This is a genomic window from Pseudomonas sp. AC083 (assembly GCF_979253165.1).
The window spans coordinates 87,930-111,640 of record NZ_CEEDDH010000011.1 but is presented as its reverse complement, the minus strand read 5'-3'; the positions used below and the strand labels follow the sequence as shown (position 1 = coordinate 111,640).

25 protein-coding genes are annotated in these 23,711 nt (G+C 61.7%); 15 read left to right on the top strand and 10 right to left on the bottom strand.

From position 1 onward, the window contains the following. Positions 1–80: 80 nt before the first annotated feature. The 3 genes from kdpC (at position 81) to AC0IXA_RS17275 (ending at position 4,166) form a co-directional block, all read left to right on the top strand. On the top strand, positions 81–626 hold the full coding sequence (gene kdpC, locus AC0IXA_RS17285) for a potassium-transporting ATPase subunit KdpC (protein ID WP_422493080.1): 546 nt from the start codon (positions 81–83) through the stop codon (positions 624–626). 144 nt (positions 627–770) lie between these two features. After that, positions 771–3,422, top strand: a complete 2,652-nt coding sequence (locus tag AC0IXA_RS17280) for a DUF4118 domain-containing protein (protein ID WP_471814016.1) — start codon at positions 771–773, stop codon at positions 3,420–3,422. 48 nt (positions 3,423–3,470) lie between these two features. Beyond that, positions 3,471–4,166, top strand: coding sequence for a response regulator (locus tag AC0IXA_RS17275; protein WP_471814015.1), 696 nt, complete (start codon positions 3,471–3,473; stop codon positions 4,164–4,166). A gap of 109 nt (positions 4,167–4,275) precedes the next feature. Here the strand turns inward: AC0IXA_RS17275 and AC0IXA_RS17270 are convergent, their stop codons facing one another. Next, on the bottom strand, positions 4,276–5,313 hold the full coding sequence (locus AC0IXA_RS17270) for a patatin-like phospholipase family protein (protein WP_071173138.1): 1,038 nt from the start codon (positions 5,311–5,313) through the stop codon (positions 4,276–4,278). A 214-nt stretch (positions 5,314–5,527) separates the two neighbouring features. Between AC0IXA_RS17270 and AC0IXA_RS17265 the strand changes: the two genes are divergently transcribed. The 3 genes from AC0IXA_RS17265 (at position 5,528) to AC0IXA_RS17255 (ending at position 7,700) form a co-directional block, all read left to right on the top strand. Continuing rightward, positions 5,528–5,806 (top strand): hypothetical protein, encoded by a 279-nt coding sequence (locus AC0IXA_RS17265; RefSeq protein ID WP_016770894.1) that lies wholly within the window; start codon positions 5,528–5,530, stop codon positions 5,804–5,806. Positions 5,807–5,912: 106 nt separating this feature from the next. Next, positions 5,913–6,671, top strand: coding sequence for a CHAD domain-containing protein (locus tag AC0IXA_RS17260; RefSeq protein ID WP_471814014.1), 759 nt, complete (start codon positions 5,913–5,915; stop codon positions 6,669–6,671). 234 nt (positions 6,672–6,905) lie between these two features. Next, complete coding sequence (locus AC0IXA_RS17255; protein ID WP_471814013.1) at positions 6,906–7,700, top strand: acyl-CoA thioesterase; 795 nt, start codon at positions 6,906–6,908, stop codon at positions 7,698–7,700. Position 7,701: 1 nt separating this feature from the next. Here AC0IXA_RS17255 and AC0IXA_RS17250 read toward each other — a convergent pair whose 3' ends face one another. The 3 genes from AC0IXA_RS17250 to AC0IXA_RS17240 form a co-directional block, all read right to left on the bottom strand. After that, entirely contained in the window at positions 7,702–8,067 is a 366-nt protein-coding gene (locus tag AC0IXA_RS17250) for a DUF962 domain-containing protein (protein ID WP_041478386.1), read from the bottom strand. Positions 8,068–8,270: 203 nt separating this feature from the next. Beyond that, positions 8,271–9,752, bottom strand: a complete 1,482-nt coding sequence (locus AC0IXA_RS17245) for a methyl-accepting chemotaxis protein (protein WP_471814012.1) — start codon at positions 9,750–9,752, stop codon at positions 8,271–8,273. Positions 9,753–9,928: 176 nt separating this feature from the next. Then, complete coding sequence (locus AC0IXA_RS17240) at positions 9,929–10,735, bottom strand: TatD family hydrolase (RefSeq protein WP_122611502.1); 807 nt, start codon at positions 10,733–10,735, stop codon at positions 9,929–9,931. A gap of 235 nt (positions 10,736–10,970) precedes the next feature. Between AC0IXA_RS17240 and AC0IXA_RS17235 the strand changes: the two genes are divergently transcribed. From AC0IXA_RS17235 to AC0IXA_RS17225, 3 genes are all read left to right on the top strand, one after another. Beyond that, complete coding sequence (locus AC0IXA_RS17235; protein WP_341639372.1) at positions 10,971–12,392, top strand: MltF family protein; 1,422 nt, start codon at positions 10,971–10,973, stop codon at positions 12,390–12,392. Positions 12,393–12,505: 113 nt separating this feature from the next. After that, a complete protein-coding gene (locus AC0IXA_RS17230; RefSeq protein ID WP_016770887.1) occupies positions 12,506–12,940 on the top strand; it encodes a DoxX family protein in 435 nt (144 codons plus the stop codon). A 249-nt stretch (positions 12,941–13,189) separates the two neighbouring features. After that, complete coding sequence (locus AC0IXA_RS17225; protein WP_471814011.1) at positions 13,190–13,498, top strand: class I SAM-dependent methyltransferase; 309 nt, start codon at positions 13,190–13,192, stop codon at positions 13,496–13,498. Between the two features lie 6 nt (positions 13,499–13,504). On the opposite strand, the gene greB is transcribed toward AC0IXA_RS17225, so the two are convergent. The 3 genes from greB to AC0IXA_RS17210 are packed head-to-tail and all read right to left on the bottom strand — an operon-like array spanning position 13,505 to position 17,224. Next, positions 13,505–14,002 (bottom strand): transcription elongation factor GreB, encoded by a 498-nt coding sequence (gene greB, locus AC0IXA_RS17220; protein WP_071173132.1) that lies wholly within the window; start codon positions 14,000–14,002, stop codon positions 13,505–13,507. A gap of 34 nt (positions 14,003–14,036) precedes the next feature. Next, positions 14,037–16,541, bottom strand: coding sequence for an ABC transporter permease (locus tag AC0IXA_RS17215; protein WP_471814010.1), 2,505 nt, complete (start codon positions 16,539–16,541; stop codon positions 14,037–14,039). Beyond that, the gene (locus AC0IXA_RS17210) at positions 16,541–17,224 is read right to left on the bottom strand and encodes an ABC transporter ATP-binding protein (protein ID WP_016770883.1); all 684 of its coding nucleotides are present in this window, start codon (positions 17,222–17,224) and stop codon (positions 16,541–16,543) included. The genes AC0IXA_RS17215 and AC0IXA_RS17210 overlap by 1 nt, the downstream gene beginning before the upstream one ends. A 10-nt stretch (positions 17,225–17,234) precedes the next feature. Here AC0IXA_RS17210 and AC0IXA_RS17205 point away from each other — a divergent pair, with 10 nt between their 5' ends. The 3 genes from AC0IXA_RS17205 to AC0IXA_RS17195 all read left to right on the top strand — a co-directional run bounded on the left by AC0IXA_RS17205 (position 17,235) and on the right by AC0IXA_RS17195 (position 19,358). Beyond that, the gene (locus AC0IXA_RS17205) at positions 17,235–17,840 is read left to right on the top strand and encodes an arylesterase (RefSeq protein ID WP_168772679.1); all 606 of its coding nucleotides are present in this window, start codon (positions 17,235–17,237) and stop codon (positions 17,838–17,840) included. 57 nt (positions 17,841–17,897) lie between these two features. Next, positions 17,898–18,191, top strand: a complete 294-nt coding sequence (locus AC0IXA_RS17200; RefSeq protein ID WP_016770881.1) for a hypothetical protein — start codon at positions 17,898–17,900, stop codon at positions 18,189–18,191. Between the two features lie 195 nt (positions 18,192–18,386). Next, on the top strand, positions 18,387–19,358 hold the full coding sequence (locus AC0IXA_RS17195) for a L,D-transpeptidase family protein (protein WP_024013783.1): 972 nt from the start codon (positions 18,387–18,389) through the stop codon (positions 19,356–19,358). A 126-nt stretch (positions 19,359–19,484) separates the two neighbouring features. Here AC0IXA_RS17195 and oprI read toward each other — a convergent pair whose 3' ends face one another. Further along, positions 19,485–19,736: an outer membrane lipoprotei OprI gene (gene oprI, locus AC0IXA_RS17190; RefSeq protein ID WP_003183784.1), complete on the bottom strand. Its 252-nt coding sequence runs from the start codon at positions 19,734–19,736 to the stop codon at positions 19,485–19,487. 639 nt (positions 19,737–20,375) lie between these two features. Between oprI and AC0IXA_RS17185 the strand changes: the two genes are divergently transcribed. After that, complete coding sequence (locus AC0IXA_RS17185) at positions 20,376–20,657, top strand: GNAT family N-acetyltransferase (protein WP_016770879.1); 282 nt, start codon at positions 20,376–20,378, stop codon at positions 20,655–20,657. Between the two features lie 60 nt (positions 20,658–20,717). Here AC0IXA_RS17185 and AC0IXA_RS17180 read toward each other — a convergent pair whose 3' ends face one another. Beyond that, positions 20,718–21,794 (bottom strand): 3-deoxy-7-phosphoheptulonate synthase, encoded by a 1,077-nt coding sequence (locus tag AC0IXA_RS17180; RefSeq protein WP_471814009.1) that lies wholly within the window; start codon positions 21,792–21,794, stop codon positions 20,718–20,720. Between the two features lie 129 nt (positions 21,795–21,923). Further along, the gene (locus AC0IXA_RS17175) at positions 21,924–22,367 is read right to left on the bottom strand and encodes a PilZ domain-containing protein (RefSeq protein ID WP_056788469.1); all 444 of its coding nucleotides are present in this window, start codon (positions 22,365–22,367) and stop codon (positions 21,924–21,926) included. Between AC0IXA_RS17175 and AC0IXA_RS17170 the strand changes: the two genes are divergently transcribed. Both AC0IXA_RS17170 and AC0IXA_RS17165 read left to right on the top strand, forming a co-directional pair. Beyond that, positions 22,366–22,752 carry a thioredoxin family protein gene (locus tag AC0IXA_RS17170; RefSeq protein WP_122611506.1) on the top strand — a complete coding sequence of 129 codons (387 nt, stop codon included), beginning with the start codon at positions 22,366–22,368 and terminating at the stop codon, positions 22,750–22,752. The genes AC0IXA_RS17175 and AC0IXA_RS17170 overlap by 2 nt on opposite strands. After that, on the top strand, positions 22,749–23,705 hold the full coding sequence (locus AC0IXA_RS17165) for a putative 2-dehydropantoate 2-reductase (RefSeq protein WP_471814008.1): 957 nt from the start codon (positions 22,749–22,751) through the stop codon (positions 23,703–23,705). The genes AC0IXA_RS17170 and AC0IXA_RS17165 overlap by 4 nt, the downstream gene beginning before the upstream one ends. The last annotated feature ends 6 nt before the right edge of the window (positions 23,706–23,711 follow it).

Here is a 23,711-nt window from a genome sequence, read left to right as displayed (position 1 = left end):
GGAGCGAGCCTGCTCGCGAAGAATGCGCCACTGCTTATCTGACTCAACACAGTACTGGTTTCTGAATCGAGGATTCTGCAATGTCCACAACCCTACGCCCGGCCCTGACCCTGTTAGCGCTGATGACCCTGATCACCGGCGTCGCCTATCCACTCGCGGTCACCGGCATCGCCCAAGTCGCTTTCCCGGCTCAGGCCAACGGCAGCCTGATCCACGACGCCGACGGCAAAGTTCGCGGCTCATCGTTGATTGCTCAGGATTTCAGCGGCGACAACTGGTTCCACCCACGCCCGTCCGCCGGGGCTTTTGCCACGGTCGCCAGCGGCGCCAGCAACCTCGCGCCGAGCAATCCGGCCCTGGCGACCCGCGTAATCGAAGACGCGCAAAAACAACAAGTCGCTGGGCAGGGGCCGGTGCCATTGGCCTTGCTGACCACCTCCGCCAGCGGCCTCGATCCGCACTTGCCACCGGCGGCAATTGCCTATCAACTGGCGCGTGTCGCAGCAGCGCGCAACCTGCCGGTGTCGACCTTGCAGCAACTGCTCGATAAGCACATCGAACAGCCGCTGGTGGGGCCGCCGGTGGTGAATGTGCTGGAGCTGAATCTGGCACTGCAAAACCTGTAATTCAGTTGATACCGATCGTTCCCACGCTCTGCGTGGGAATGCATCAATAGACGCTCTGCGTCTGCTTTTATGGGACGCAGAGCGTCCCGGGCTGCATTCCCACGCAGAGCGTGGGAACGATCATCAGGAAGAGAGACATTAAGCATGAGCGACTCCGGCCGCGCCGACGCATTGTTAGCAGACCTGCCCCGCGATGGCCGTGGCCGGCTCAAGGTTTTCCTCGGCGCGGCGCCCGGGGTCGGCAAGACCTACGCCATGCTTCAGGCCGCGCATACGCAACTGCGCCAGGGCGTGAAGGTTCTCGCCGGCGTGGTCGAAACCCATGGCCGCGCCGAAACCGAAGCCTTGCTCGGCGGCCTGCCGCAGCAACCGCTGGTGCGCAGCGAATACCGTGGCGTGCTGCTTGAGGAAATGGACCTCGACGGCATTCTCGCCGCCAAACCGAAGCTTGTGCTGGTGGATGAACTGGCTCACAGCAACGCCCCCGGCAGCCGCCACGCCAAGCGCTGGCAAGACATTCAGGAACTGCTCGCCGCCGGCATCGACGTGTTCACCACGGTCAACGTCCAGCACCTGGAGAGCCTCAACGATCAGGTGCGCGGCATCACCGGCGTGCAGGTGCGCGAAACCCTGCCGGACTGGGTCTTGCAGGAAGCTTTCGAGCTGCTGCTGATCGACCTGCCGCCGCGTGAATTGCTCGAGCGTCTGCGCGAAGGCAAGGTCTACGTACCGGAGCAGGCCCGCGCCGCCATCGACGCTTTTTTCACCCAGACCAACCTTACCGCCCTGCGTGAACTGGCAATGCAGACCGCTGCCGCGCAGGTCGACAACGATCTCGCCCAGGGCTATCGCCAACTCGGCCAGGCCGCGCCGGCGGTGCGCGGGCGTTTGCTGGTCGGCATCGATGGCGATGCGCAGGCCGAGCGGCTGGTGCGTCACGCCAGCCGCGTCGCCCAGCGCCGGCATCTGCCGTGGAGTCTGGTGCACGTCGACAACGGCAGTGCCCGTGACGAGCAATCGCGGTTGCGCCTGCAAAGCGCCCAGCAACTGGCCGAACGCCTCGGTGGCGAAGTGGTGCTGTTGCGGGCTGGCGAAGTGGCGAAAACCCTGATTCAACACGCCGCCGAACGCCGCGCCAGTCTGTTGCTGGTCGGCCAGTCGCGGCCACGCTTGCGCCGTCGCCTGTTCGGCGGTGGCCTGGCGGCGCGCCTGCTGCGTCAGGCTCACGGTCTGGAAATCAACGTGCTCGACAGTGATCACGAGCAGCACCAACCGCGCCCGCGTAGTTCAGTCACGCTGGTGTGGTTCGACTACGCGCTGGCGCTGGTCGCGACGTTGTTGGCCACGGCCTTGGCCTGGGCGGTGTCGAGTGTGTTGCCGCTGCCGAACATCTCGCTGGTGTTTCTCGCGGCGGTGTTGCTGGTGGCGGTGCGCAGCAGCCTCGGCCCGGCGCTGGCCTGTGCGGCGCTGTCGTTTCTCACCTACGATTTTCTGTTCATACCGCCGAATTTCTCGTTCAGCATTCAGCGCGAAGAAGACGTGCTGACGCTGCTGTTCTTCCTGTTGATGGCGGCGCTCACCGGCAACCTCGCGGCGCGTCAGCGGCGGCAGTTGCAGGCTTTGCGCGATACCCAGGAAGAGACCAGCGAACTGCTCGACCTGTCGCGCAAACTCACCGCCGCGACGGATCGCCAAGCCGTGATCAGCGCTGCCGCGCAACACCTCGAAGGCTGGAGCGATGTGCAATTGTGCTTGCTCAACCGCGACGGCCAGGGCGGCTGGAAAGTCGAAACCGGCGGGCCACTGCAATTTACCGAGGCTGAACGCGCCGCCGCCGATTGGGCCTGGCAACACGATCAACCGGCGGGCAAGGGCACCGGTACCTTGCCGCTGGGGCGTTGGTGGTGGTGGCCGTTGTCGGTCGAGGACGGGCCGCTGGCGTTGCTTGGTGTTTGCGCCAAGGAAGGCCAGAGCTTGAGCGGTCAGCGCCGACGTTTGCTCACTGCGCTGAGCCAGCCGCTGGCGCAAGCCCTGGCCCGCGCGCAATTGGCCGATGACCTCGAAGCGGCGCGTCTGCACGGCGAAACCGAACAATTGCGCAGCGCTTTGCTGGCCTCGGTGTCCCACGATTTGCGCACGCCGCTGACGGCCATGCGCGGCAGCATCGACAGCCTGTTGGCCCTCGGCGAAGCGATCCCGCTGGAGGATCGCCGCGAGCTGCTCGAAGGCACCCGCGATGAGGCCGAACGCCTCGACCGCTACATTCAGAACCTGCTCGACATGACCCGCCTCGGCCACGGCGCCTTGAAGCTGGCGCGGGACTGGGTTTCGCCAGCCGATATCGTCGGCAGTTCGCTCAATCGCCTGCGCGCCGTGCTGGCGCCGCTGCAGGTCAGCACCGAAGTGCCGGCCGAGTTGCCGTTGCTCTATGTGCACGCGGCGCTGATCGAGCAGGCGCTGGTTAACGTGCTGGAGAACGCCGCGCGTTTTTCTCCCAGCCACGGCCGCCTGCAACTGCGCGCCGGCGCCAATGAGCAGGAGATTTTCTTTGCGGTCAGCGATGAAGGCCCGGGGATTCCCGAAGAGGACCGAGCGAAGATTTTCGACATGTTCTACACCGCCGCGCGCGGTGATCGCGGCGGGCAGGGCACGGGGTTGGGACTGGCGATCTGTCAGGGCATGGTCGGCGCCCACGGCGGGCGTATTTCCGTGGCTGACGGCATCGACGGGCGCGGCACCTGCATCACCTTGCACCTGCCGTTGCAGGCGCAGCCGGGGATGGACGGTGAAGCTTGAAGTCGACTGCGCTACTCTCTTGCCAATCTATTGTGTTGATGTGAATTCATGAGCCAGACCGCGACCATTTTGGTCATCGACGACGAACCGCAGATTCGCAAGTTCCTGCGCATCAGCCTCGCTTCACAAGGCTACAAAGTGCTCGAAGCCGGCACCGGCGCTGAAGGCCTGGCGCAAGCTGCGCTGAGCAAACCGGACCTGGTGGTGCTTGATCTCGGGTTGCCGGACATGGACGGTCAGCAGGTCCTGCGCGAATTGCGCGAATGGGCGACCACGCCGGTGCTGGTGCTGTCGGTGCGCGCCAGTGAAGGGCAGAAGGTCGAAGCGCTGGATGGTGGCGCCAATGACTACGTGACCAAGCCGTTCGGCATCCAGGAATTCCTCGCCCGGGTCCGCGCGTTGTTGCGTCAGGCACCGGCGGGGGAGGCGCAGTCAGCGGCGCTGAGTTTCGGCCCGTTGACCGTGGATCTGGCCTATCGGCGCGTGCTGCTCGACGGCGCCGAAGTCGCCCTGACCCGCAAGGAATACGCGGTGCTGGCGCAACTGGCGCGGCATCCGGGGCGGGTGATCACCCAGCAGCAATTGCTCAAGGATATCTGGGGACCGACGCACACCGAGGACAGTCATTACCTGCGCATCGTGGTCGGGCATCTGCGGCAGAAACTGGCGGATGACCCGACCCGGCCACGGTTTATCGTGACTGAGGCGGGGGTTGGGTATCGGTTGTTGAGTGAAGTTGGCTGATCTGACGCCTTCGCGAGCAGGCTCGCTCCCACAGGGGAATGCATTTCAAATGTGGGAGCGAGCCTGCTCGCGAAGAGGCCATCAAATACTCCGAAAAATCCGGATCAGTTCAACCCTGCTCCTGCTCATACCGATCCAGCGTATCACTGGCAATCTGTCTGCCCAGCGCGATCAACTCCGGCGCCTTGTAGAACTCGAAAAACCGGCACACCCGCTTCGGCACGTTAATCAGGATATCCGGCGGATACCCGGCAATCTTGTACTGCGCCAGTGAGGTCTGCATCACCTCGAAACTCTGGTTGATCAGATCCAGCAACGACGCCGGCCCGACGTTATCGATGATGAACGAACCGGTGGCGGATTTCGGCGCGCCTTCGCGTTCCGGGGCGGCGGCCGGTTGTTGGCTTTCCGGTTCGACGCCTTCGAGCCACGGATTGATCTCCGCCGCCTCGGCGCGCAACGCTTCCTGTTCCAGCTTCAACAATTGCTCGGCCTGTTTACGCCGGAACGGCAACTTCGAACCCATGGATTTGATCAGACTGTCGAAGCGCGAACGGAACGCCGCCGGCCGCTCGATCACCGGCAACTTGTACTGGCGCTGATTGGTGGCGTTGAGGTTGACCGCAATGATCAGGTCGCAATGGCTCGACACTACCGGAACGATCGGCAACGGATTGAGAATGCCGCCATCGACCAGCATGCGGTTGCCCTGCATCACCGGGGTAAACAGGCTGGGAATCGCCGCCGAGGCGCGCATGGCCTGATGCAGGCAGCCTTCCTGAAACCAGATTTCCTGCTGGTTGGTCAGGTCGGCGGCGACGGCGGTGTAGGGGATGCGCAGGTCTTCGATGTTGATCTCGCCGACGATCTTGCGAATCTGCCCGAAGACCTTTTCACCGCGAATCGCGCCGAGACGGAAACTCACATCGACCAGGCGCAGCACGTCGAGGTAATCAAGGCTTTCGATCCAGCGCCGGTATTCATCCAGTTTGCCGGCGGCATAGATCCCGCCGACCACCGCCCCCATCGAACAACCGGCAATGCAGGCGATGTCGTAGCCGCGTTTTTCAATTTCTTCGATAACGCCGATATGGGCATAGCCCCGGGCGCCACCGGAGCCCAGCACCAGTGCGACACGCTTTTTCATCAAACTTCCTCCCGACAAGCCTGCACAATGCACGCATCGGCCAAGCGGCTCAATCGCCAAGGTCGTTGCGCGAAGCGGTGACGTCGTTTTTCGTTCGCGGCGCACGCTTGCGCGCTATGCTCTGCGCCACGTGGTTTGACCGGTCAGCGAGGCACTTTTTCGCCGCTTGACCGTCTTACCTGCACGACTGTTGACCTACCTTGAGGTGTGAGTGATGAAAGCCTGGATCTGTGTACCGTTGATGGCTCTGGTTCTGGCCGGTTGCGCCGGCAAAACCGCGTACCGCGACAGCTGCGGCAGCCAACTCGACGCGGCCTGGCACGAACTGGACCTGGCCAAGGCTGAAGGCTTCGCCGGCACCGTCAGCTATTCCAAAGCGCTGTCGCTGCTGACCGCCGCCAAGACTCAGCAACAATTCGAAGGCTTTGAAGGCTGCAGCAAGAAAGCCGAGAAAGCCCGCTTCTACATTCGCGAATCCCGCGCAGGACGTTAAAAAAGCAGCTGCAAGCTTCTAGCTGCAAGCGGCAAGCTTAAAGCAACCGCGTTCAGCTTGAAGCTTGTAGCTTGCAACTTGAAGCTGTCCTACGGAGTAGACCCCCATGATCGATCGCTTGGTGGCTCATGTTTTGAGCCTGGATGTGCGGCTGCTGGCATGTCAGGCGCGCTTGACTGCGCGCACTGATCCCGAGGCGTTGCATGATTTGCGCACTACGGTGCGGCGCTTGCGCAGTCTGTTGCGGCCGTTGCGTGGCTTGCCGGGAGTCGAGCAACTGGAGGCGGCGGCTTCGGCAGTGGGTGATCTGACCACACCGTGGCGTGATCGCGAAGTGCTGGCGGCGTATCTGCTCGAGCATGATCAACCCGAGGCTGCGCAGCGGCGTCTGGCGCAAATGGCCGAGGCGTATCCGGCGCTGGCGGCGAGTGCGGAACTGGCTTCGCTGCTGATGATTCTCGACGCGTTTCCACGATTTTTGCGCGCGTCCCAGCGTCAGGGGCTGCTCAAGGATCTGGATAAACGCATCGAAAAACGCCTGGGCAAACAATGGCAGAAACTCGATGCGGCGCTGCACGATCCCGCCCATGACCGCCATCGTCTGCGCCTGCTGATCAAGCGCGTGCGCTATGGCATCGAAGCCTATCCCGAGCTCGATCGCTTGCCGAAACCGGCTTACAAACGCCTGAAATCGGCGCAAGGCGCATTGGGCGACTGGCACGATTGCTGGCAATGGCTGGCGCGTGCCGAGCAGGAGGCTGATCTGCAACCGTGCGTGGCCACCTGGCAGGCGGGGTTGATCAAGGCAGAGCTGAAGGCCGATCAAGTGCTGGAAAAGCTCAGCGTGACCTGTTTCAAATCCTGAAGCTTACGCGTCCCTCTGTAGGAGCTGCCGAAGGCTGCGATCTTTTGATTTTGATTTGCAAACAGATCAAAAGATCGCAGCCTCGTTTCACTCGACAGCTCCTACAAGGGTTTTGCGGCGAAATCGAAAAGTGCCAAGGCCTATCTGTCAGCCCATTTGACCGGAATAGACGCTGCGCCACGGCCCGGGGCTGGGTAAGATCCGCGCATTCCTTTCTCGTTTTCCGAGGTTGCCATGCGCTTTTGCGATCTGCTCGATGCTGTCCGCCAACAACCTGAAGTGACCATCCCCGCCGAATGGGGGCAGGGCCGGGCCAGTTTTGGCGGGCTGGTGGCCGCGCTGCAATTTGAAGCCATGCGCGCCAGGGTGCCGACGGAGCGCCCGGTGCGTTCGCTGGCGATTACCTTTGTCGGCCCGGTCGAGCCGGAAGTGCCGGTGAGTTTCGAAGTCGACGTGCTGCGTGAAGGCAAAGCCGTCAGCCAGGTGTTGGGCCGCGCCATGCAAAATGGCCAAGTGGTGACGATCATTCAGGGCAGCTTCGGTGCCGCGCGGCCTTCGGAAGTCGCCGTCGAAGCCTATCCGGCGCCCACCATGAAACACTGGGACGAGTGCCAGGAGCTGCCCTACATCAAAGGCGTGACCCCGGAATTCATGCGCCATCTGGCGATGCGCTGGAGCGTCGGCGGCATTCCGTTCTCCGGCACGGCGTCGCGCTTGATGGGCGGCTGGGTGCGGTTGCGTGGGGATGTCAAAGAGGAGTCGGTCAACGAGGCGCATCTGCTGGCGCTGGTGGATGCCTGGCCGCCGGCGCTGTTGCCGTATCTGAAGAAACCGGCGACGGGTAGCACGCTGACCTGGACCATTGAATTCGTGCAGCCGTTACACGACTTGAGCACGCTGGACTGGTGCCAATACCTGGCCGACATCGAATACGCAGCCGACGGCTACGGCCATGTCGCCGCGAAGTTGTGGAGTGCGAAAGGGGAGTTGATTGCCATGAGTCGGCAGACCGTGACGATCTTCGCCTGACTCAATGCCGACGGTGGCGCTCACGCCAGGCGCGCCACCAGCCACCGCTGAGAAAGAACCGCGGAAAGGTCAGAAACTGCTCGACCAGCAAACGTGACACGGCATCTTTGCGATCACTGAACGGCTCGGAGGCTTGCGCCTCCAGGCCGTGACCGTGGCGCTGCAGACCCAGCGCCGCGACGATACCGATCACGCCGATGGCGACGCTGGCAAGGCTCAGGCTGAACACTCCCGACACGATCAACAGAAACGCCACGATGAACAACGGCACGGCAATCAAGTGCAGGACCAGATTGGTCGGATGCTGATGATTGCCCGGGTATGCGCGCCATTGCCACGCGGGAAGGTTGGGGTGACGTTTGCCCATGTTTGCTACTCCTCGATCCATGTTGAACTTCATGGTTGAAGAATAGGCCCGGGCGCGGAGGGCGGCGAATCAAGGTTGGCTATTGAAGTGATAGCCGTCATCGCAGGATTCGATGTAGATGCCTCTGACGCCTTCGCGAGCAGGCTCGCTCCCACATTGATTCAATGGTGCATGTGGGAGCGAGCCTGCTCGCGAAAGCGGACTCACAATTTCAACTGACCTATCGCCTTGTTCAGCTCCCCGGCCAATGTCGCCAGCTCATTACTGGTCGTCGCCGAATCCACCGTCTGCTGCACGGTGTTCTCGGTCACGTCACGAATACTCACCACCGCCCGGTTCATCTCCTCGGCAACCTGACTCTGCTGTTCCGCCGCCACGGCAATCTGCGTGTTGCTTTCGCGCATCTGCGCCACCGCTCCGGTGATTTCCGCCAGCGCCGCGCCAGCCTCCTGCGCCTGCTGCACGCAGTCGTCGGCCTTGTACGAACTCTCCTGCATGAAATCCACCGCATCGCGGGTGCCGGCCTGCAACGCGGCGATCATGCCGGTGATCTCGTCGGTGGACGCCTGCACGCGCTTGGCGAGGTTGCGCACTTCATCGGCGACCACGGCAAAGCCGCGCCCCATCTCCCCGGCGCGGGCCGCTTCGATCGCCGCGTTGAGCGCGAGCAGGTTGGTCTGTTCGGCAATGCTGTGAATCACGCTGACCACGCCGTTGATCTTCTGGCTGTCCTCGGCCAGGCGTTGAATCATTTCTGCCGTCTGCTGCACGCCGCTGGACAACCCGGCAATCGATTGCTGCACCCGCGCCACCACCTGCTGACCGCTTCCAGCGAGACCATCGGCGGTTTTCGACAGATCGCGGGTGGCGCCGGCGTGTTGCGCGATGTGATAAACGGTGGCGGTCATTTCGTTGATCGCGGTGGCAGCCTGATCGGTTTCGCTTTGCTGGCCGAGCATGCCGTGGCGCACATCATTCATGCTCGAGGCCAGCCGCGCAGCGCCGTCATCCAATTGTCGCGCGGTGCTGGCAACGGTGGTTACGACGCGTTGATAACCGGCCTGCATGGCGTTGAAGGCATTGGCCATCTGCCCGACTTCGTCCTTGCCCACCAGCGGCACACGAGCAGAAAGATCGCCGGTTTTTTCAACGTGCAGCATCACGTCTTTCAACGTGTTGAGCTGGCTGAGCAGAAAGCGGATCAACAGTTGCGAGGCGCCGAGCATCGCCAGCATCAGGACGAAGACCGCCAATGCATAGTTGGCGAAACGCTCGCTGAACACCTGGCTCAGGCTCGGGGCATAGGCGATGACCGCCACTTGCTCACCGTCGGCACGGCTGAACACTTCGGCGCCCATCAACGGGTCGTCGCCGAACAGTGGCATTTCATTGATGGCGTTCCAGCCGTTGCTGCCGCTGATTTCCAGCAGCGGTTGATCATTGAGACGCGGCGCTTCACCGCGCTTGAAGGTCAGCACCTGGGCGGATTTGGGCAAAGCTTGCCCGGTCGGCCAGGCCTTGAGCAACTGCGCCTGCGCCTGCGCGGACACCTGCGCGGCGTGGCTACGGGCCTGTTGTTCGAGATGCACGGCGTACAAAACCAACAGCAGGGTGGTGACAAAGGCGACCGCGTTGACCGCCCAGAATTTATATTTCAGCGAGATGTTGCTAAGCCAGGCACCCATGGAGGTCTTCTCTGATAGCGGAAACAGTTTTGGCAAGGTGCCATTATTGTGCCGCTATGCAGAAAACCATTTTTTGATGCGGATCAACAGATCAAAAGATCGCAGCCTTCGGCAGCTCCTACATTGGCACGGCGTAGATTCTGTAGGAGCTGCCGAAGGCTGCGATCTTTTGCGTTTTACACCAACATCGGAAGATTAAAAAACGCCCGGGCACACGCGGTGGTATGTGCGGCCAGCGCTTCCTCGGTCTCGCCGCGATGCAACGCCACTTCGCGCAGCACTTCGCTCAGATACGCCGGCTCATTGCGGCCGTTTTTCGGCTTCGGCCGCAACGTGCGCGGCAGCAGATACGGCGCGTCGCTTTCCAGCATCAGCCGTCCCGCTTTGATTTCTTTGACCAGTGGATGCAGATGCGTGCCCCGGCGCTCGTCGCAGATCCAGCCGGTGATGCCGATGTGCAGATCCAGATCGAGGTAGCTGAACAAGGCCTTTTGCTCGCCAGTGAAGCAGTGCACCACCGCCGCCGGCAGTTGATCGCGGAAGTCCTTGAGGATCTCCAGCAGGCGCTGGCTGGCATCGCGCTCGTGCAGGAACACCGGCAATTGCAGTTCGACGGCCAGCGCCAGATGTTCTTCCAGGACCTTTTCCTGTTGCGCGCGCGGGGAGAAGTCGCGGTTGAAATCCAGCCCGCATTCGCCCACCGCGACGACGCTGGATTCGTTCAACAGACTGCGCAGGCGACGCGCGCTGTCAGCATTCCAGTCGCTGGCCGAATGCGGGTGAATACCGGCGGTGGCGAACAGCCGTTGGCCGCTTTCATCCAGTTGCTGGCACAGTTCCAGCGCCTGTTCGCTACCCTCGACGCTGGTGCCGGTCAGCACCAGTTGGCAGACGCCGGCGGCGTAGGCGCGGTCGAGCACGGCCTGGTGTTTGTCGGCGAAACTGGGGTTGGTCAGGTTGACGCCGATATCGATGAGTTGCATGGTGCTACCTCGGGCCGAAGGCCGGAAAGCATATCAGAGCTGTAGATTTATAAGAAAAACCAAGAACTACAAAGACTTATGGCTGTCTGTTGAGGCCCCGGGGGACTCCGGGGTGGCGACAATGCCATCACTGTGCCAGTCTCTCGCACTTTACCAGCGCACAAAGCGCTCTGTTTTCGTCGGTGATATCGTCTCTTTTGCGACGCGATCGCCCCGTATTCTTTTCGGAGAGTGGATGCATCGTCCCTCGGTTCTGCTGCTGTTATGTGCTGCGTTACTGCTGCCGATGACGGCGGTCGCACGCCTGCCCGGGCCGCTGCAAACCGTGCCGGCGAGCAAGGTTCGCGACCTCTCGGACATTCGCAGCAGCCGCGTGCTGCGCGTGCTGGTCAATCAGAGCCGCAACAGCTCCGGCGAAGTTCAGGGACAGGCCATTGGTGTCGAGTACCACCGATTGCGCGCGTTCGAGCAATACCTCAATGGCCATGCTCGCGACGGCCAGGAAGTCACCCTCAAGATCATTCCCAAAGCCAAGGATCAATTGCTCGGCGCCTTGCAGCGTGGCGAAGGCGATATGGTCGCGCCCGGTGAATTGCTCGACCTGCCCTCGGGCTACGCGGTCGCCAGCAGCGAACCGATCGCCAGCAACGTGCCGCTGGTGCTCGTCGGCATCAAGGGCCAGCGCCGTTACACCAAGGTCGAGCAACTGTCCGGCAAAACCCTGGCCTTGCCCACCGGCAGTGCGGCGGGGGAAGTGGTCAGCCAGCTCAACCAGAAACTGGCGCTGCACAAACTCGCGCCGATCAATATCGAATGGGTCGATCCGACGCTGGCGGTCGAAGATGTGCTGGAGATGGTTCAAGGCGGGATCTTCCACCTGACCATTGTCGAGCAGCCAATCGCCGAACGCTGGGGCAAGATCCTGCCGAAGCTGCGCCTTGATCGGCAACTGAGCCTCGGCGAGCCGGGCGAAGAGCACTGGTTCGTGCGCCGCGATGCATCGATGTTGCGCGCGAGCATTGATCGCTTCCTCACCGGTTACAAGAAACCGTCGGACGAAGACGCGGCGTTTCTGCGCATCTATCGACGCCTGTATCAAGTACACAATCCGCTGGCCAAGGCCGATCGCCAGCGTCTGGAAAAACTCCGTCCGACCCTGCAGAAGCATGCCGACGCGCAGAACATGGACTGGCTCAATCTGGCGGCGCTGGCGTTCAAGGAGTCGCGTCTGCAGCCCAACGCCCGCAGCGGCAGCGGTCCGACCGGGCTGATGCAGATCACCCCGTCCGCCGCGCAGCGGGTCGGCGTGAGCAATATCCAGAATCTCGATGCGAATGTGCAGGCCGGCGCCAAGTACCTGGCGATGATCCGCCGCAAGTTCTTCAGCAGCCCGAAACTCAACGAGCGTGAGCGCATGGCGTTCACCCTCGCCGCGTACAACATCGGCCCCGAGCGCGTCCAGGGCATGCGCGCCGAAGCCCGCCGCCGTGGTCTCAATCCCAACCAGTGGTTCTTCCAGGTCGAGCGCATTGCCATGGAGCAGGTGGGGATGGGCGCCGTCAGCTATGTTAATAGCGTGAACAAGTATTACCTGGCATTCGACCGGGAGCGTGAGTCGCTCGAGCCCCGGCAGCAGAAAGTGGTCACACGGAAATAATCTAACAATTCGATTGTTATGGCGAAATATTTGCGCTTTAAACATGAAATAAACTGATTAATATAGCGACCAACCCAAACACACAAACACTTCTGCACAACAAGGAATGCACCATGAGCTCTCTGATCAACAAGGTTCTGTTCACCCGCGCCGGTTACGGCCTGACTGTCCTGCGCATTGCTGTCGGCGTGATCTTCGCCGCCCACGGTTCGCAGAAACTCTTTGGTCTGTTCGGTGGCTACGGCCTGGCCGGCACCGCCCAATGGATGGAAAGCATCGGCCTGACCCCGGGCTACCTGATGGCCTCGCTGGCTGGCGGTACCGAGTTCTTCGCCGGTCTGGCGCTGATCATCGGCCTGCTGGCACGCCCGGCGGCACTGGGTCTGGCGTTCCTCTCGCTGGTGGCGATCTTCTCGGTGCACATCGGCAACGGTCTGTTCATGGCCAACAACGGTTATGAGTTTGCTCTGGCTCTGCTGGCCGGCAGCATCGCGGTACTGATCGAAGGTGCCGGCAAGCTCTCGGCGGATCGCGCCATCGCCGGTTGAAGGCTCTGGCTCAAGGCAAAGGCCCGCATTGTGCGGGCCTTTTTTTGTTGCGGGGGATTCTTGACACTGGTTGGTCACGTTCTCTAGGATGTTGCCCATGCGCCGATTTAAACAGCTACTTGCGGGGCGCCAGGTGACTTCTACAGTTACCGTCAGAAGCCGGAACAGGGCTTCGAAATACCGCTAAAGCGCTGGTTCGGTGTTGCCTCTCACCTGCCATGCAGACTTTTGAGGCAGAGACACGACACGATGAACGCACTACGCCCTCCAGCACGTCCCGCGCCGATCACGGCACATGTCACCCAGCGCAACCCGAAAATCCTTCTTGGCGGCAAACACCAGCCGACGCTGTTGCGTTATCTCGATGGCTGGCCACGTCGCAGCGGCGGTCCTGCCGCGTTCCTGATCCAGTTTGTCGATGACGGCGAGTCGCTGGCGCGTTTCGCTACGGACAGCTTCGATCTGGCGGTGATTCAGGCGCCGAGCGCAGAAGATGCGCCGGAGATGATCAAGCAGCTGACCCGCGTTGCACGGCAGGGCCTGATCAATCGGCGCTGATGGTGCTTACGGGTATTCAATCGCAACGATGTAAACGAACTGCTCGCCGGTCGGCGTCTGCACCCGCACTTCTGCGTCGAGTGCCTTGCCGATCAAGGCGCGGGCCAGCGGCGAGTCGATGCTGATCAAACCCTGTTTGAGGTCCAGTTCATCGGGGCCGACGATGCGGTAGCGCGACTGCTTGCCGTCCTCGTCTTCGATGGTTACCCAGGCGCCGAAATAGACCTTGTTCGGGTCGCTGGGTTTTTCGCTGACCACCTTGAGCGCTTCCAGGCGTTTGGTGAGAAAACGCACGCGACTGTCGATTTCCCGCAGCATCTTTTTGCCGTAGGTGTACTCGGCGTTTTCCGAACGATCACCTTGCGCTGCCGCTTCACTCACCGCCTGGGTGACCTGCGGGCGACGCACATGCCACAACTCGTGGAATTCGGCGCGCATCCGCGCTTCACCCTCGGGGGTGATCAGCGCAGTGCCGGCGGTGCGGGGAGGGCGATAACGGCTCATGGCGACTTCTTGTGATTAAGACCGCGTGAGTCTATCAACCCTCGCGCAACACTGTCAGCGGGCTGGCGTTCAGTGCCCGACGCGTGCCGAACACACCGGCACCACCAATCAGCGCGGCGCCAATCAGCGGTAGCACCAGCAGCCATGGATGCGGATGCCACGGCAAATCGAAGGCGAAGCGGTACAGCACCAGACTGACCACCTCCGAACCGATCGCCGCGAGCAAGCCGCTGACCGCACCCAACAAACCGAACTCGATACGCCGCGCCTTGATCAGCAACTGCCGCTCGGCGCCCAGCGCGCGCAACAGCGCACCCTGGCGGATGCGCTCGTCCAGCGTCGCTTGCAGGCCGGAGAACAGTACCGCCATCCCCGCCGCCAGAACAAACAACAACACATATTCCACTGCCAGGGTGACCTGGGCGAGGATGCTGCGCAGCTGTTCGAGCAAGGCCTCGACCTGCAGGATGGTCACCGCCGGGAAGGTCCGCGACAACTCGACGATCTGCTGATCATGCCCAGGGGCCAGGTAGAAACTGGTCAGGTAGGTCGCCGGCAGATCCTTCAAGGTGCCGGGCTGAAAGATCATGAAGAAGTTCGGCTGGAAGTTGTCCCAGTTGATCTCGCGCAGGCTGGTGACCTTCGCTTCCCGATTGACCCCGCCGACGCTGAATACCATGTGATCGCCGAGTTTGAGTTTCAGGCTTTCGGCCACCTTGCCTTCCACCGAAACCCCCGGCACGTCGTCGGACGGCTGGCCGCTCCACCACGAGCCGGCGGTGAGCTTGTTGCCGGCCGGCAGATCCGCTGCCCAGGTCAGGCTCAAGTCACGCTGGATGGCGCGGTCACCGGCCGAGTCCTTGCTGACGATTTGTTGTACCGCTTCGCCATTGATGCTGATCAACCGACCCGGCACCACCGGATACAGCGGCGCCGCTTGCGCGGACACCTTGATCAGGTGATCGGTGAAGGCTTGCTTGTCAGCCGGGAGGATGTTCAGCGCGAAATAGTTCGGCGCGTTTTTCGGTAGCTGGTTTTGCCAGGTGTCGAGCAGTTCGCCGCGCAGCAGTGCGATCAGCGCCATCGACAACAGGATCAGACCGAACGCCAGCGACTGCCCGGCCGCCGCCAATGGATGCCGCAACAACTGGCCAAGGCCCAGACGCCATGGCAACGAGGCGCGGGCGAGCAGGCGGCGCAGGCTTTGCAGCAACAACAGCAGCAGGCCGCCCAGCACCAGCGCGGCGACCACGCCGCCGCCGAGCAGGGCGAAGGTCAGCAGCAGGTCGAGGCTCAGACGCCACATGATCAGGCCCAGCGCACCCAGCGCCGCGCCGTAGACCATCCATGTGCTCGAGGGGATCGGCAGCATGTCGCGGCGCAACACCCGTAGCGGCGGCACGCGACCCAGTGCAGCCAAAGGCGGCAAGGCAAAACCGGCCAGCGCCACCAGCCCGGTGCCAATCCCGGCCATCGCCGGAAACAGGCCACCCGGTGGCACGTCACTTGGCAGCAAATCATGCAGCAGGGCGAACAGCCCTAGTTGCGCCAGCCAGCCGAGCAGGGCGCCACTGATGGCGGCAATCAGGCCGAGCACGGTCAGTTGCAGGCTGAACAGCACCATGGTTTCTCGGCGCGACAAGCCGAGGCAGCGCAGCAAGGCACTGGCGTCGAAACGCCGACTGGCGAAACGGTTCGCCGACAACGCCACGGCTACGCCGGCCAGCAATACCGCAACCAGACTGGCCATGTTCAGGTAGCGCTCGGCCTTGCCCAGCGCGCCGCCAATCTGTCGGTTGCCGTCACGGGCATCCTGGATTCGCTGATTGGCAGCGAGGCCTGGTTTGATCAATTCACGATAGGTTTCCAGCGTCTGCGGTTCGCCGCGCCACAGTTCGCGATAACTCACCCGGCTGCCCGGTTGCACCACGCCGGTGGCGGCGAGGTCGTCAAGATTGATCAGTACCCGTGGCGTCAGGCTGTAGAAGTTGCCAGCGCGATCCGGCTCGTAGGTCAGCACGCGGGTCAGCTTCAAGGTCTTCATGCCGACGTCGATGCTGTCGCCGATCTTCAGATCCAGCGCGGTCAGCAGACGTGCCTCGACCCAGGCTTCACCGGATTGCGGTTCGCCGCCGACTTCTTCCTGGGCAAAGGGTGCGGGCGCGCTCTTCAGCTCGCCACGCAGTGGATAGGCGCGGTCGACGGCTTTGATGCTGGATAACTGAATGCCGTTGTCGGTGGCAATGACGCTGGAAAACTCCACCACTTGTGCATGATTCAGGCGCAGTTCGGTGCCGCTGCGGATTTGCTCCTCGCGGGCCGGCGAGCTGCCTTCAAGGACCAGATCGGCACCGAGAAACTCGGTAGCGCGCAGCATCATCGCGCCATTGAGGCGGGCGCCGAAATAGCCGATCGCGGTGCTCGCCGCGACGGCCACCACCAGCGCAAAGAACAACACGCGCAACTCACCGGCGCGGGCATCGCGCATGAGCTGGCGCAGGGCAAGGCTGAACAGACGCAACAGCGGCAGACGTGCCATCAAGGCTCCAGAGGGGCGACCAGCAGCCCGGCTTCAAGACGGATCAGGCGCCGGCAGCGATGGGCCAGGCGTTCGTCGTGGGTCACCAGCACCAGGGTGGTGCCGCGTTCCTTGTTCAATTCGAACAGCAAGTCGCTGATGCGCTCGCCGGTGTGGCTGTCGAGGTTGCCGGTCGGCTCGTCGGCGAACAGCACGTCCGGTTCGGCCGCGAAGGCGCGGGCGATGGCCACGCGCTGCTGTTCACCGCCGGAGAGCTGGCGCGGCGAGTGGGTCAGGCGCTGGCCGAGGCCGACGCGCTGAAGCAATTGCGTGGCGCGCTCGCGGGCATCTTTGCGGCCGTCGAGCTCAAGCGGGAGCATGACGTTCTCCAGCGCATTCAGGCTGTCGAGCAACTGAAATGACTGGAAGACAAACCCGACGTGCTCGGCACGGATTCGTGCGCGCTGGTCTTCGTCGAGATTGCTCAGGCCCTGGCCGGCGAGGGTGACTTCGCCGCTGCTCGGCAGGTCGAGGCCGGCGAGCAGGCCGAGGAGGGTGGATTTGCCGGAACCGGACGCGCCGACGATGGCCAGGCTGTCGCCCTTGTTCAGTTCCAGGCTGAGTTCGTGCAGGATAGTCAGTTCACCTTCCGCGCTAGGGACCACTTTGCTGAGGTTCTTCGCGGTGAGAATGCTTGCGCCCATGGAGAATCCGATGCGTGTATGGTTTTTGAGTGCTGGCCTGGCCTTGATGTGCATGGCCCAGAACGCAGCGGCGGGTACTGTCCTGATCGTTGGCGATAGTATCAGCGCCGGTTTCGGCCTGGATACCCGTCTGGGGTGGGTCTCGCTGCTCGAGCAGCGGCTCAAACAGGAGGGTTTCGACGATAAAGTGGTCAACGCCTCGATCAGTGGCGACACCAGTGCCGGAGGCCAGGCGCGGCTGCCGGCGCTGCTTGCAGAGCATAAGCCGGAGTTGGTGATCCTCGAGCTGGGTGGCAATGACGGCCTGCGCGGGATGCCGCCAGCGCAATTGCAACGAAATCTTTCCTCGATGATCGACAGCTCGCGGCAGAGCGGCGCGAAAGTGCTGCTGCTCGGCATGCAGTTGCCACCCAATTATGGCAAGCGCTACACCGATTCGTTCGCCGAGGTTTACGGCAAGCTCGCCGAAGAGAAAAACATCCCGTTGGTGCCGTTTTTTCTCGAAGGTGTCGGTGGTCATCCGGACCTGATGCAGGCCGACGGTCTGCACCCGGCGGCCGGGGCTCAGAGCAAGTTGCTGGAAAATGTCTGGCCGACGCTAAAACCGCTCTTATGAGGCTTTTCTAGTGGCAGGCTTTCGGCTAATGTGGCGCCCCCTAATTTGGAGCCCCCGATGCCGCGTCCTGCCTGGTCCCTGTTTGCCTACCAACTGATCGAGCCTGACGAGCAGCTGGATCTGTTCGCCTGCCAGGAAGTGCGGGTGCATCTGGTGACGCGTCAGCTGGAACTCGGTGGCTCGGCCGATCGCACGCTGTGCGGCACTCTGCTGCCGGCGCAACCGCGCTGGTCGAATGTTGATCGGCGGGTGTTCCAGGATCAGCGCCTGTGCTCGCTGTGCCGGGCGATTCTCGAATCGCAGAAACGCGGTACGTCGCCGATCTGGCCCGAGCTGCGATTCGAACTTTAAGATCAAAAGATCGCAGCCTCGTTGCACTCGTCAGCTCCTACAGGGAATGCGTTGCAAATGTAGGAGCTGACGAGTGCAACGAAGCTGCGATCTTTCAGGGCGCGACACGGTCTATCGGCGTGTCTCCCGAATCCCCAGGCCGCGGTGTACAATCGCGCCCTTATACCCTTGATGATCATGCGAAGGATTTTCCGGATGTTGCCGCGCTTTCCTGCCGTCACCCGCTGCCTGTCACTTGCCGCCCTGTGTGTGGCCGGTCCCGTTGCTGCATTGGAGCTTCCCCTGCCACCACCCGGCGAGGACATCGTCGGCCAGGTGCAGGTGATCAAAGCCAAGTACGAAGACACCTTCGCCGACCTGGGCACCACCTACGATCTGGGCTATTCGGAAATGGTTGCGGCCAACCCGGGCATCGATGCCTGGCTGCCTGGCGCCGGTACCGAGATCGTCCTGCCGACGCGCTTCATCCTGCCGCCGGGCCCGCGTGAAGGCATCGTCATCAACCTCGCCGAATACCGTCTCTATTACTACCCGAAAGGCCGCGACGTGGTGTACACCTTCCCGCTGGGTATCGGCCGCGAAGGCTGGGGCTCGCCGATCGCGCACACCTCGATCATCGCCAAGACACCGAACCCGACGTGGACGCCTCCGGCTTCGATCAAGGCCGAACACGCCGCTGACGGTGATCCGCTGCCGAATGTGGTGCCGGCCGGTCCTGATAACCCGCTGGGGCCGTTCAAGTTCACCCTCGGCACACCGGGCTACCTGATCCACGGTTCGAACAAGAAGTTCGGCATCGGCATGCGCACCAGCCACGGCTGCTTCCGCATGTTCAACAACAACGTGCTGGAAATGGCCGGCATGGTCCCGGTCGGCACCTCGGTGCGCATCATCAACGACCCGTACAAGTTCGGTCGCAGTGGCGGCAAGGTCTATCTGGAAGCGCACACGCCGCTCGACGACAAGGGCAACCCGTCGGTAGTCGACAAGCACACCGCGGTAATCAACGCGATGCTCAAGCGTGAAGACATCACCAGCAATTTGCGCATGAACTGGGATGTGGTGCGTGATGTGGTCGCCGCCGAAGACGGCCTGCCGGTAGAGATCGCCGTGCCGAATACCTCGGCGCCAATGGTGAGCAGTGCACCGATCGATCTGCAGCAATAAGAGCTGATTGAAAACCCGCCGATGCGTGCAGCGTCGGCGGGTTTTTTATTGCCCGGAGAAAAGCACCGGGCACAAAAAAGCCGACCCGGAAAACCGGATCGGCTCGATAACAATCCCGAGGGATTATTACTTGCGGCTAGCTTTTTCCAGCATGCGCAGAGCACGCTCGTTAGCTTCGTCAGCAGTCTGTTGTGCTTTTTGAGCAGCAGCCAGAGCTTCATCAGCTTTACGGTAAGCTTCGTCTGCACGAGCCTGGGAGCGAGCAGCTGCGTCTTCAGTAGCGGTCAGACGTGCTTCGGTTTCTTTCGATGCGCTGCTGCAACCGGTAGCCAGAACTGCGGCCAGAGCCAGAGCAGAGAATTTCAGAACGTTGTTCATCGTGTTCCCCTTCAAGGACTTTCAAATTAAGTGGCTGTCTCCTCACGATTGAGGAAATAGCCGGCGTACATACTACCCATTACTTGTAGTAAGTAAACTGACGTAGCGCAAGAAGCAAAAAAAATTGTAGGCGTTGATTCTTTTTCGAGCAACTTTTAACTGCGCTGTATAAAAAATATCCAGCTGCAAGCCCCGGCGTGAGCGACTCAAACGGAAAAAGTTCCCGCCCTCGTGCGCTGTTTTTGCGACTTCGGCTAAAGTCTTTCTAAATGAATTCGTCCACACTTTTGTTCAGGTTCTGCGAAGCGCTTCGCGTATCTTTGTTGATGTACAGGTGACTTTAAAAAAGGTCGCACGTCTTAAGTCTCAACATTCCGGCAATGTTCAGGCAAACGGCACGCAAAGATTGTCTTGCGGCCGAACCTGCGACCATCGATGCCAATGCACGCAAACCATCCGATGACGAGCGTACCTTGAGCATTTTCGCCAATGGTGCCTACTATTCAGCAGGTGTCAGATTGCGCGAGATCGGTGTGGCTCTTCTCAGTGTCCATCAGGCACGGGGTGGCGTAGATGTTCCTTCGCCGGAAAAACATCGGTAAGGTAGGGGTCACAATTCAAGACCCGCGAGGAGTAGTGATGAGCGAGGCGTTGTCCATCCACCATGACCAGGCTGGTCATCAATTCGAGACCACTGTGGACGGTCATCGTGCTTACCTGACCTACATGGATCTGGGCAAGCAGACCCTGGATATCTACCGCACCTTCGTGCCCAATGCCCTGCGCGGCCGTGGCATTGCCGCAGCGCTGACCGAACGCGCGCTGCAATACGCCGAAGAAATGGGCTACACGGTGATCCCTTCGTGCTCCTACGTCGAGCGCTATATGGAGCGCCATCAGCGCCGCGCTGCGAAGATCTGAACCGCACACACAAAAACGCCGGACAATGTCCGGCGTTTTTTTATGCCCGTAAAACGCAGCTTACGTGCGCGGGCGCTTCGGCAATACGTCCTTGAGCTTGGCGTGCATGCTGCGCAAGGTGTTTTCGGTAGCGGACCAATCGATGCAGGCATCGGTGATCGACACGCCGTATTGCAGGTCGGCGAGGTCTTTCGGAATCGCTTGGCAGCCCCAGTTCAGGTGGCTTTCGACCATCAGGCCGATGATCGACTGGTTGCCTTCGAGGATCTGGTTGGCGACGTTTTCCATCACCAGCGGTTGCAGGGCCGGGTCCTTGTTGGAATTGGCGTGGCTGCAATCGACCATGATGTTCGGCTTGATCTTCGCCTTGTTCAGCGCCTGCTCGCAGAGGGCCACGCTGACCGAATCATAGTTCGGCTTGCCATTACCGCCGCGCAGCACCACGTGACCGTAGGCGTTGCCTTTGGTGGTGACGATCGACACGCCACCTTCCTGGTTGATGCCGAGGAAACGGTGCGGGCTGGACACCGACTGCAAGGCGTTGATCGCCACGGTCAGGCCGCCATCGGTGCCGTTCTTGAAGCCGACCGCCGAGGACAGGCCTGAAGCCATTTCGCGGTGAGTCTGCGATTCGGTGGTACGCGCGCCGATGGCCGACCAGCTGATCAGATCCTGCAGATACTGCGGGGAGATCGGGTCGAGGGCTTCGGTCGCGGTCGGCAGGCCTTTCTCGGCCAGGTCGAGCAGCAACTGACGACCGATGTGCAGACCGTCCTGGATCTTGAACGAGTCGTCCAGATACGGATCGTTGATCAGACCTTTCCAGCCGACGGTGGTGCGCGGCTTCTCGAAATACACGCGCATGACCAGATACAGGGTGTCGGAGACTTCCTCGGCGAGCACCTTGAGGCGATCGGCGTATTCGTGGGCCGCCTTGATGTCGTGAATCGAGCACGGGCCGATCACGACGAACAGACGGTGGTCGGTGCCATCGAGAATATTGCGAATGACTTCGCGGCCCTTGGTGACGGTGCGCAGGGCGGCGTCGCTCAGGGGGATATCACGCTTGAGCTGATCGGGAGTGATCAGGGTCTCGTTAGAAGCGACGTTTAGGTCGTTGATCGGTAAATCAGCCATCGTTTACTCGTCAGGTCACGGGTGCCGGCCGCCAGCGATCCCCGCGCGGCGGAGCACAGCAGATTTAGCGCGTCGGGGGAGCCGAACCTTAGCGCGTCAGAGGCGGCTCGACAATGGGCAAACCGTGCTTTAGTCCAGCGCTGGCTGCGCAAAAGCCTTGCGCAGGTTGTCGTGGGAGAACTCTTCGGCGTGCTCCTCGACCCATTGCAGGGCCAGCGCCTGACTATCCTGCAGGTCATCGTGGCTGTCCTGCATGCGCGAATAGCGTTCGATCTGACACACCTGCTCACCCATTCGCGCGCTGAACAGGGTCTGTTCGTCAGTGAAAGCGATGCCCACCAGATAGCCTTTTTTGCGGCGCAGACACCAGGCCACGTAGCCCGGACAGCAGAAGTCGGCATTCAGCGTCGGCATGCGTACTTGCAGCGCAGTGCCGTGGCGCCAGGCGCGGTGGTAATTGCAAGCGATGCCGCCGAGGCTGATAGTGTGCAGCTGTTGTCTGGAAATGCATTCAGGCTTGAGTAACGTCAATTCAACCGGCACTTCGTCCGGATGAGGAATGAAACGTCCCATGAGCACAGACTCCCTGTGTCGGCCATCTGACATTGTTTCCCCCAGTATAGTGGTCGAATCCGAGCTGACCGACTTCGATGCCGACCAGCGGCTGCTGGCGATGCGCGGGGTTTCTCTGGTGATCTTCACCAGCGTCGGCTGCGCCAGTTGTCGCTATGCCCGTGAGGTGTTGCCGGGCATGCCGCTGGCGATCGATCGGCTGTGCTGGATCGACGCCGGCAACAACGGCGGCCTGGTCGAGCGTTATCAGGTGTTTCATTTGCCGGCGCTGTTTGTGGTGCGCGACGGCGAGTTCTTTGGCGCAGTGCACACTCGTCTGACGGTTGACCAACTCAACCAGGCAGTAGCGCAGGCGCTGGGTCGAATTGCAGAGGAGTTGCCATGAGCGAGACAGTCAGCAAACCGGTGGTGGGGATTATCGGCACTGGTGCGATCGGCGGGTTTTACGGGGTGATGCTGGCGCGTGCCGGTTTCGACGTGCACTTTTTATTGCGCAGCGAATTCTCGGCGGTGGCTGCGCGCGGTTTGCAGATCAACAGTGCGGTGCACGGACCTTTGACGCTGAATCCGGCCAATGCCTATAGCGCTGCCGAAGACATGCCGCCCTGTGACTGGCTGCTGGTCGGCACCAAGACCACCAGCAACGCCGGTCTGGCCCCGGCGATCATTCAGGCCGCCAAACCTGACGCAAAAGTGCTGTTGCTGCAGAACGGTCTGGATGTCGAAGACAGCCTTCGGCCGCTGTTGCCGGATTCGCTGCATCTGCTCGGTGGTCTGTGCCTGATCTGCGTGCACCGCGAGGGGCCGGGGCAGATTACCCATCAGGCCCTTGGCGCGGTGAATGTCGGTTATCACAGCGGCTCGGCCATTGATGAAGTAGCGCGCATGGCGATCGTCGAGGAGGGCGCCGGACTGTTCCGTGCCGCCGGCATCGACTCGCAGGCGATGGCCAACCTGCATCAGGCGCGCTGGCAGAAACTGGTGTGGAATATCCCCTACAACGGCCTTTCGGTGTTGCTCGGCGCGGGAACGCAAGCGCTGATGGCCGATGCCGACAGCCGCCTGTCGATTCAGGCGTTGATGGCGGAAGTGGTGCAGGGCGCCCGGGCCTGTGGATACGAGATCCCGCCCGGCTATGCCGAGTACCTGTTCACCATGACGGAAAAAATGCCCGATTACTGGCCGAGCATGTACCACGATTTTGCACACAAGCGTCCGCTGGAGCTGGAGGCGATCTACGCCCGGCCACTGGCGGCGGCGAAAGCGGCGGGGGGCGAGTTGCCGCGCATCGAGGCGTTGTATCGCCATTTGGGTTTTATCGACCGACGCAATACCTGAGTCGGT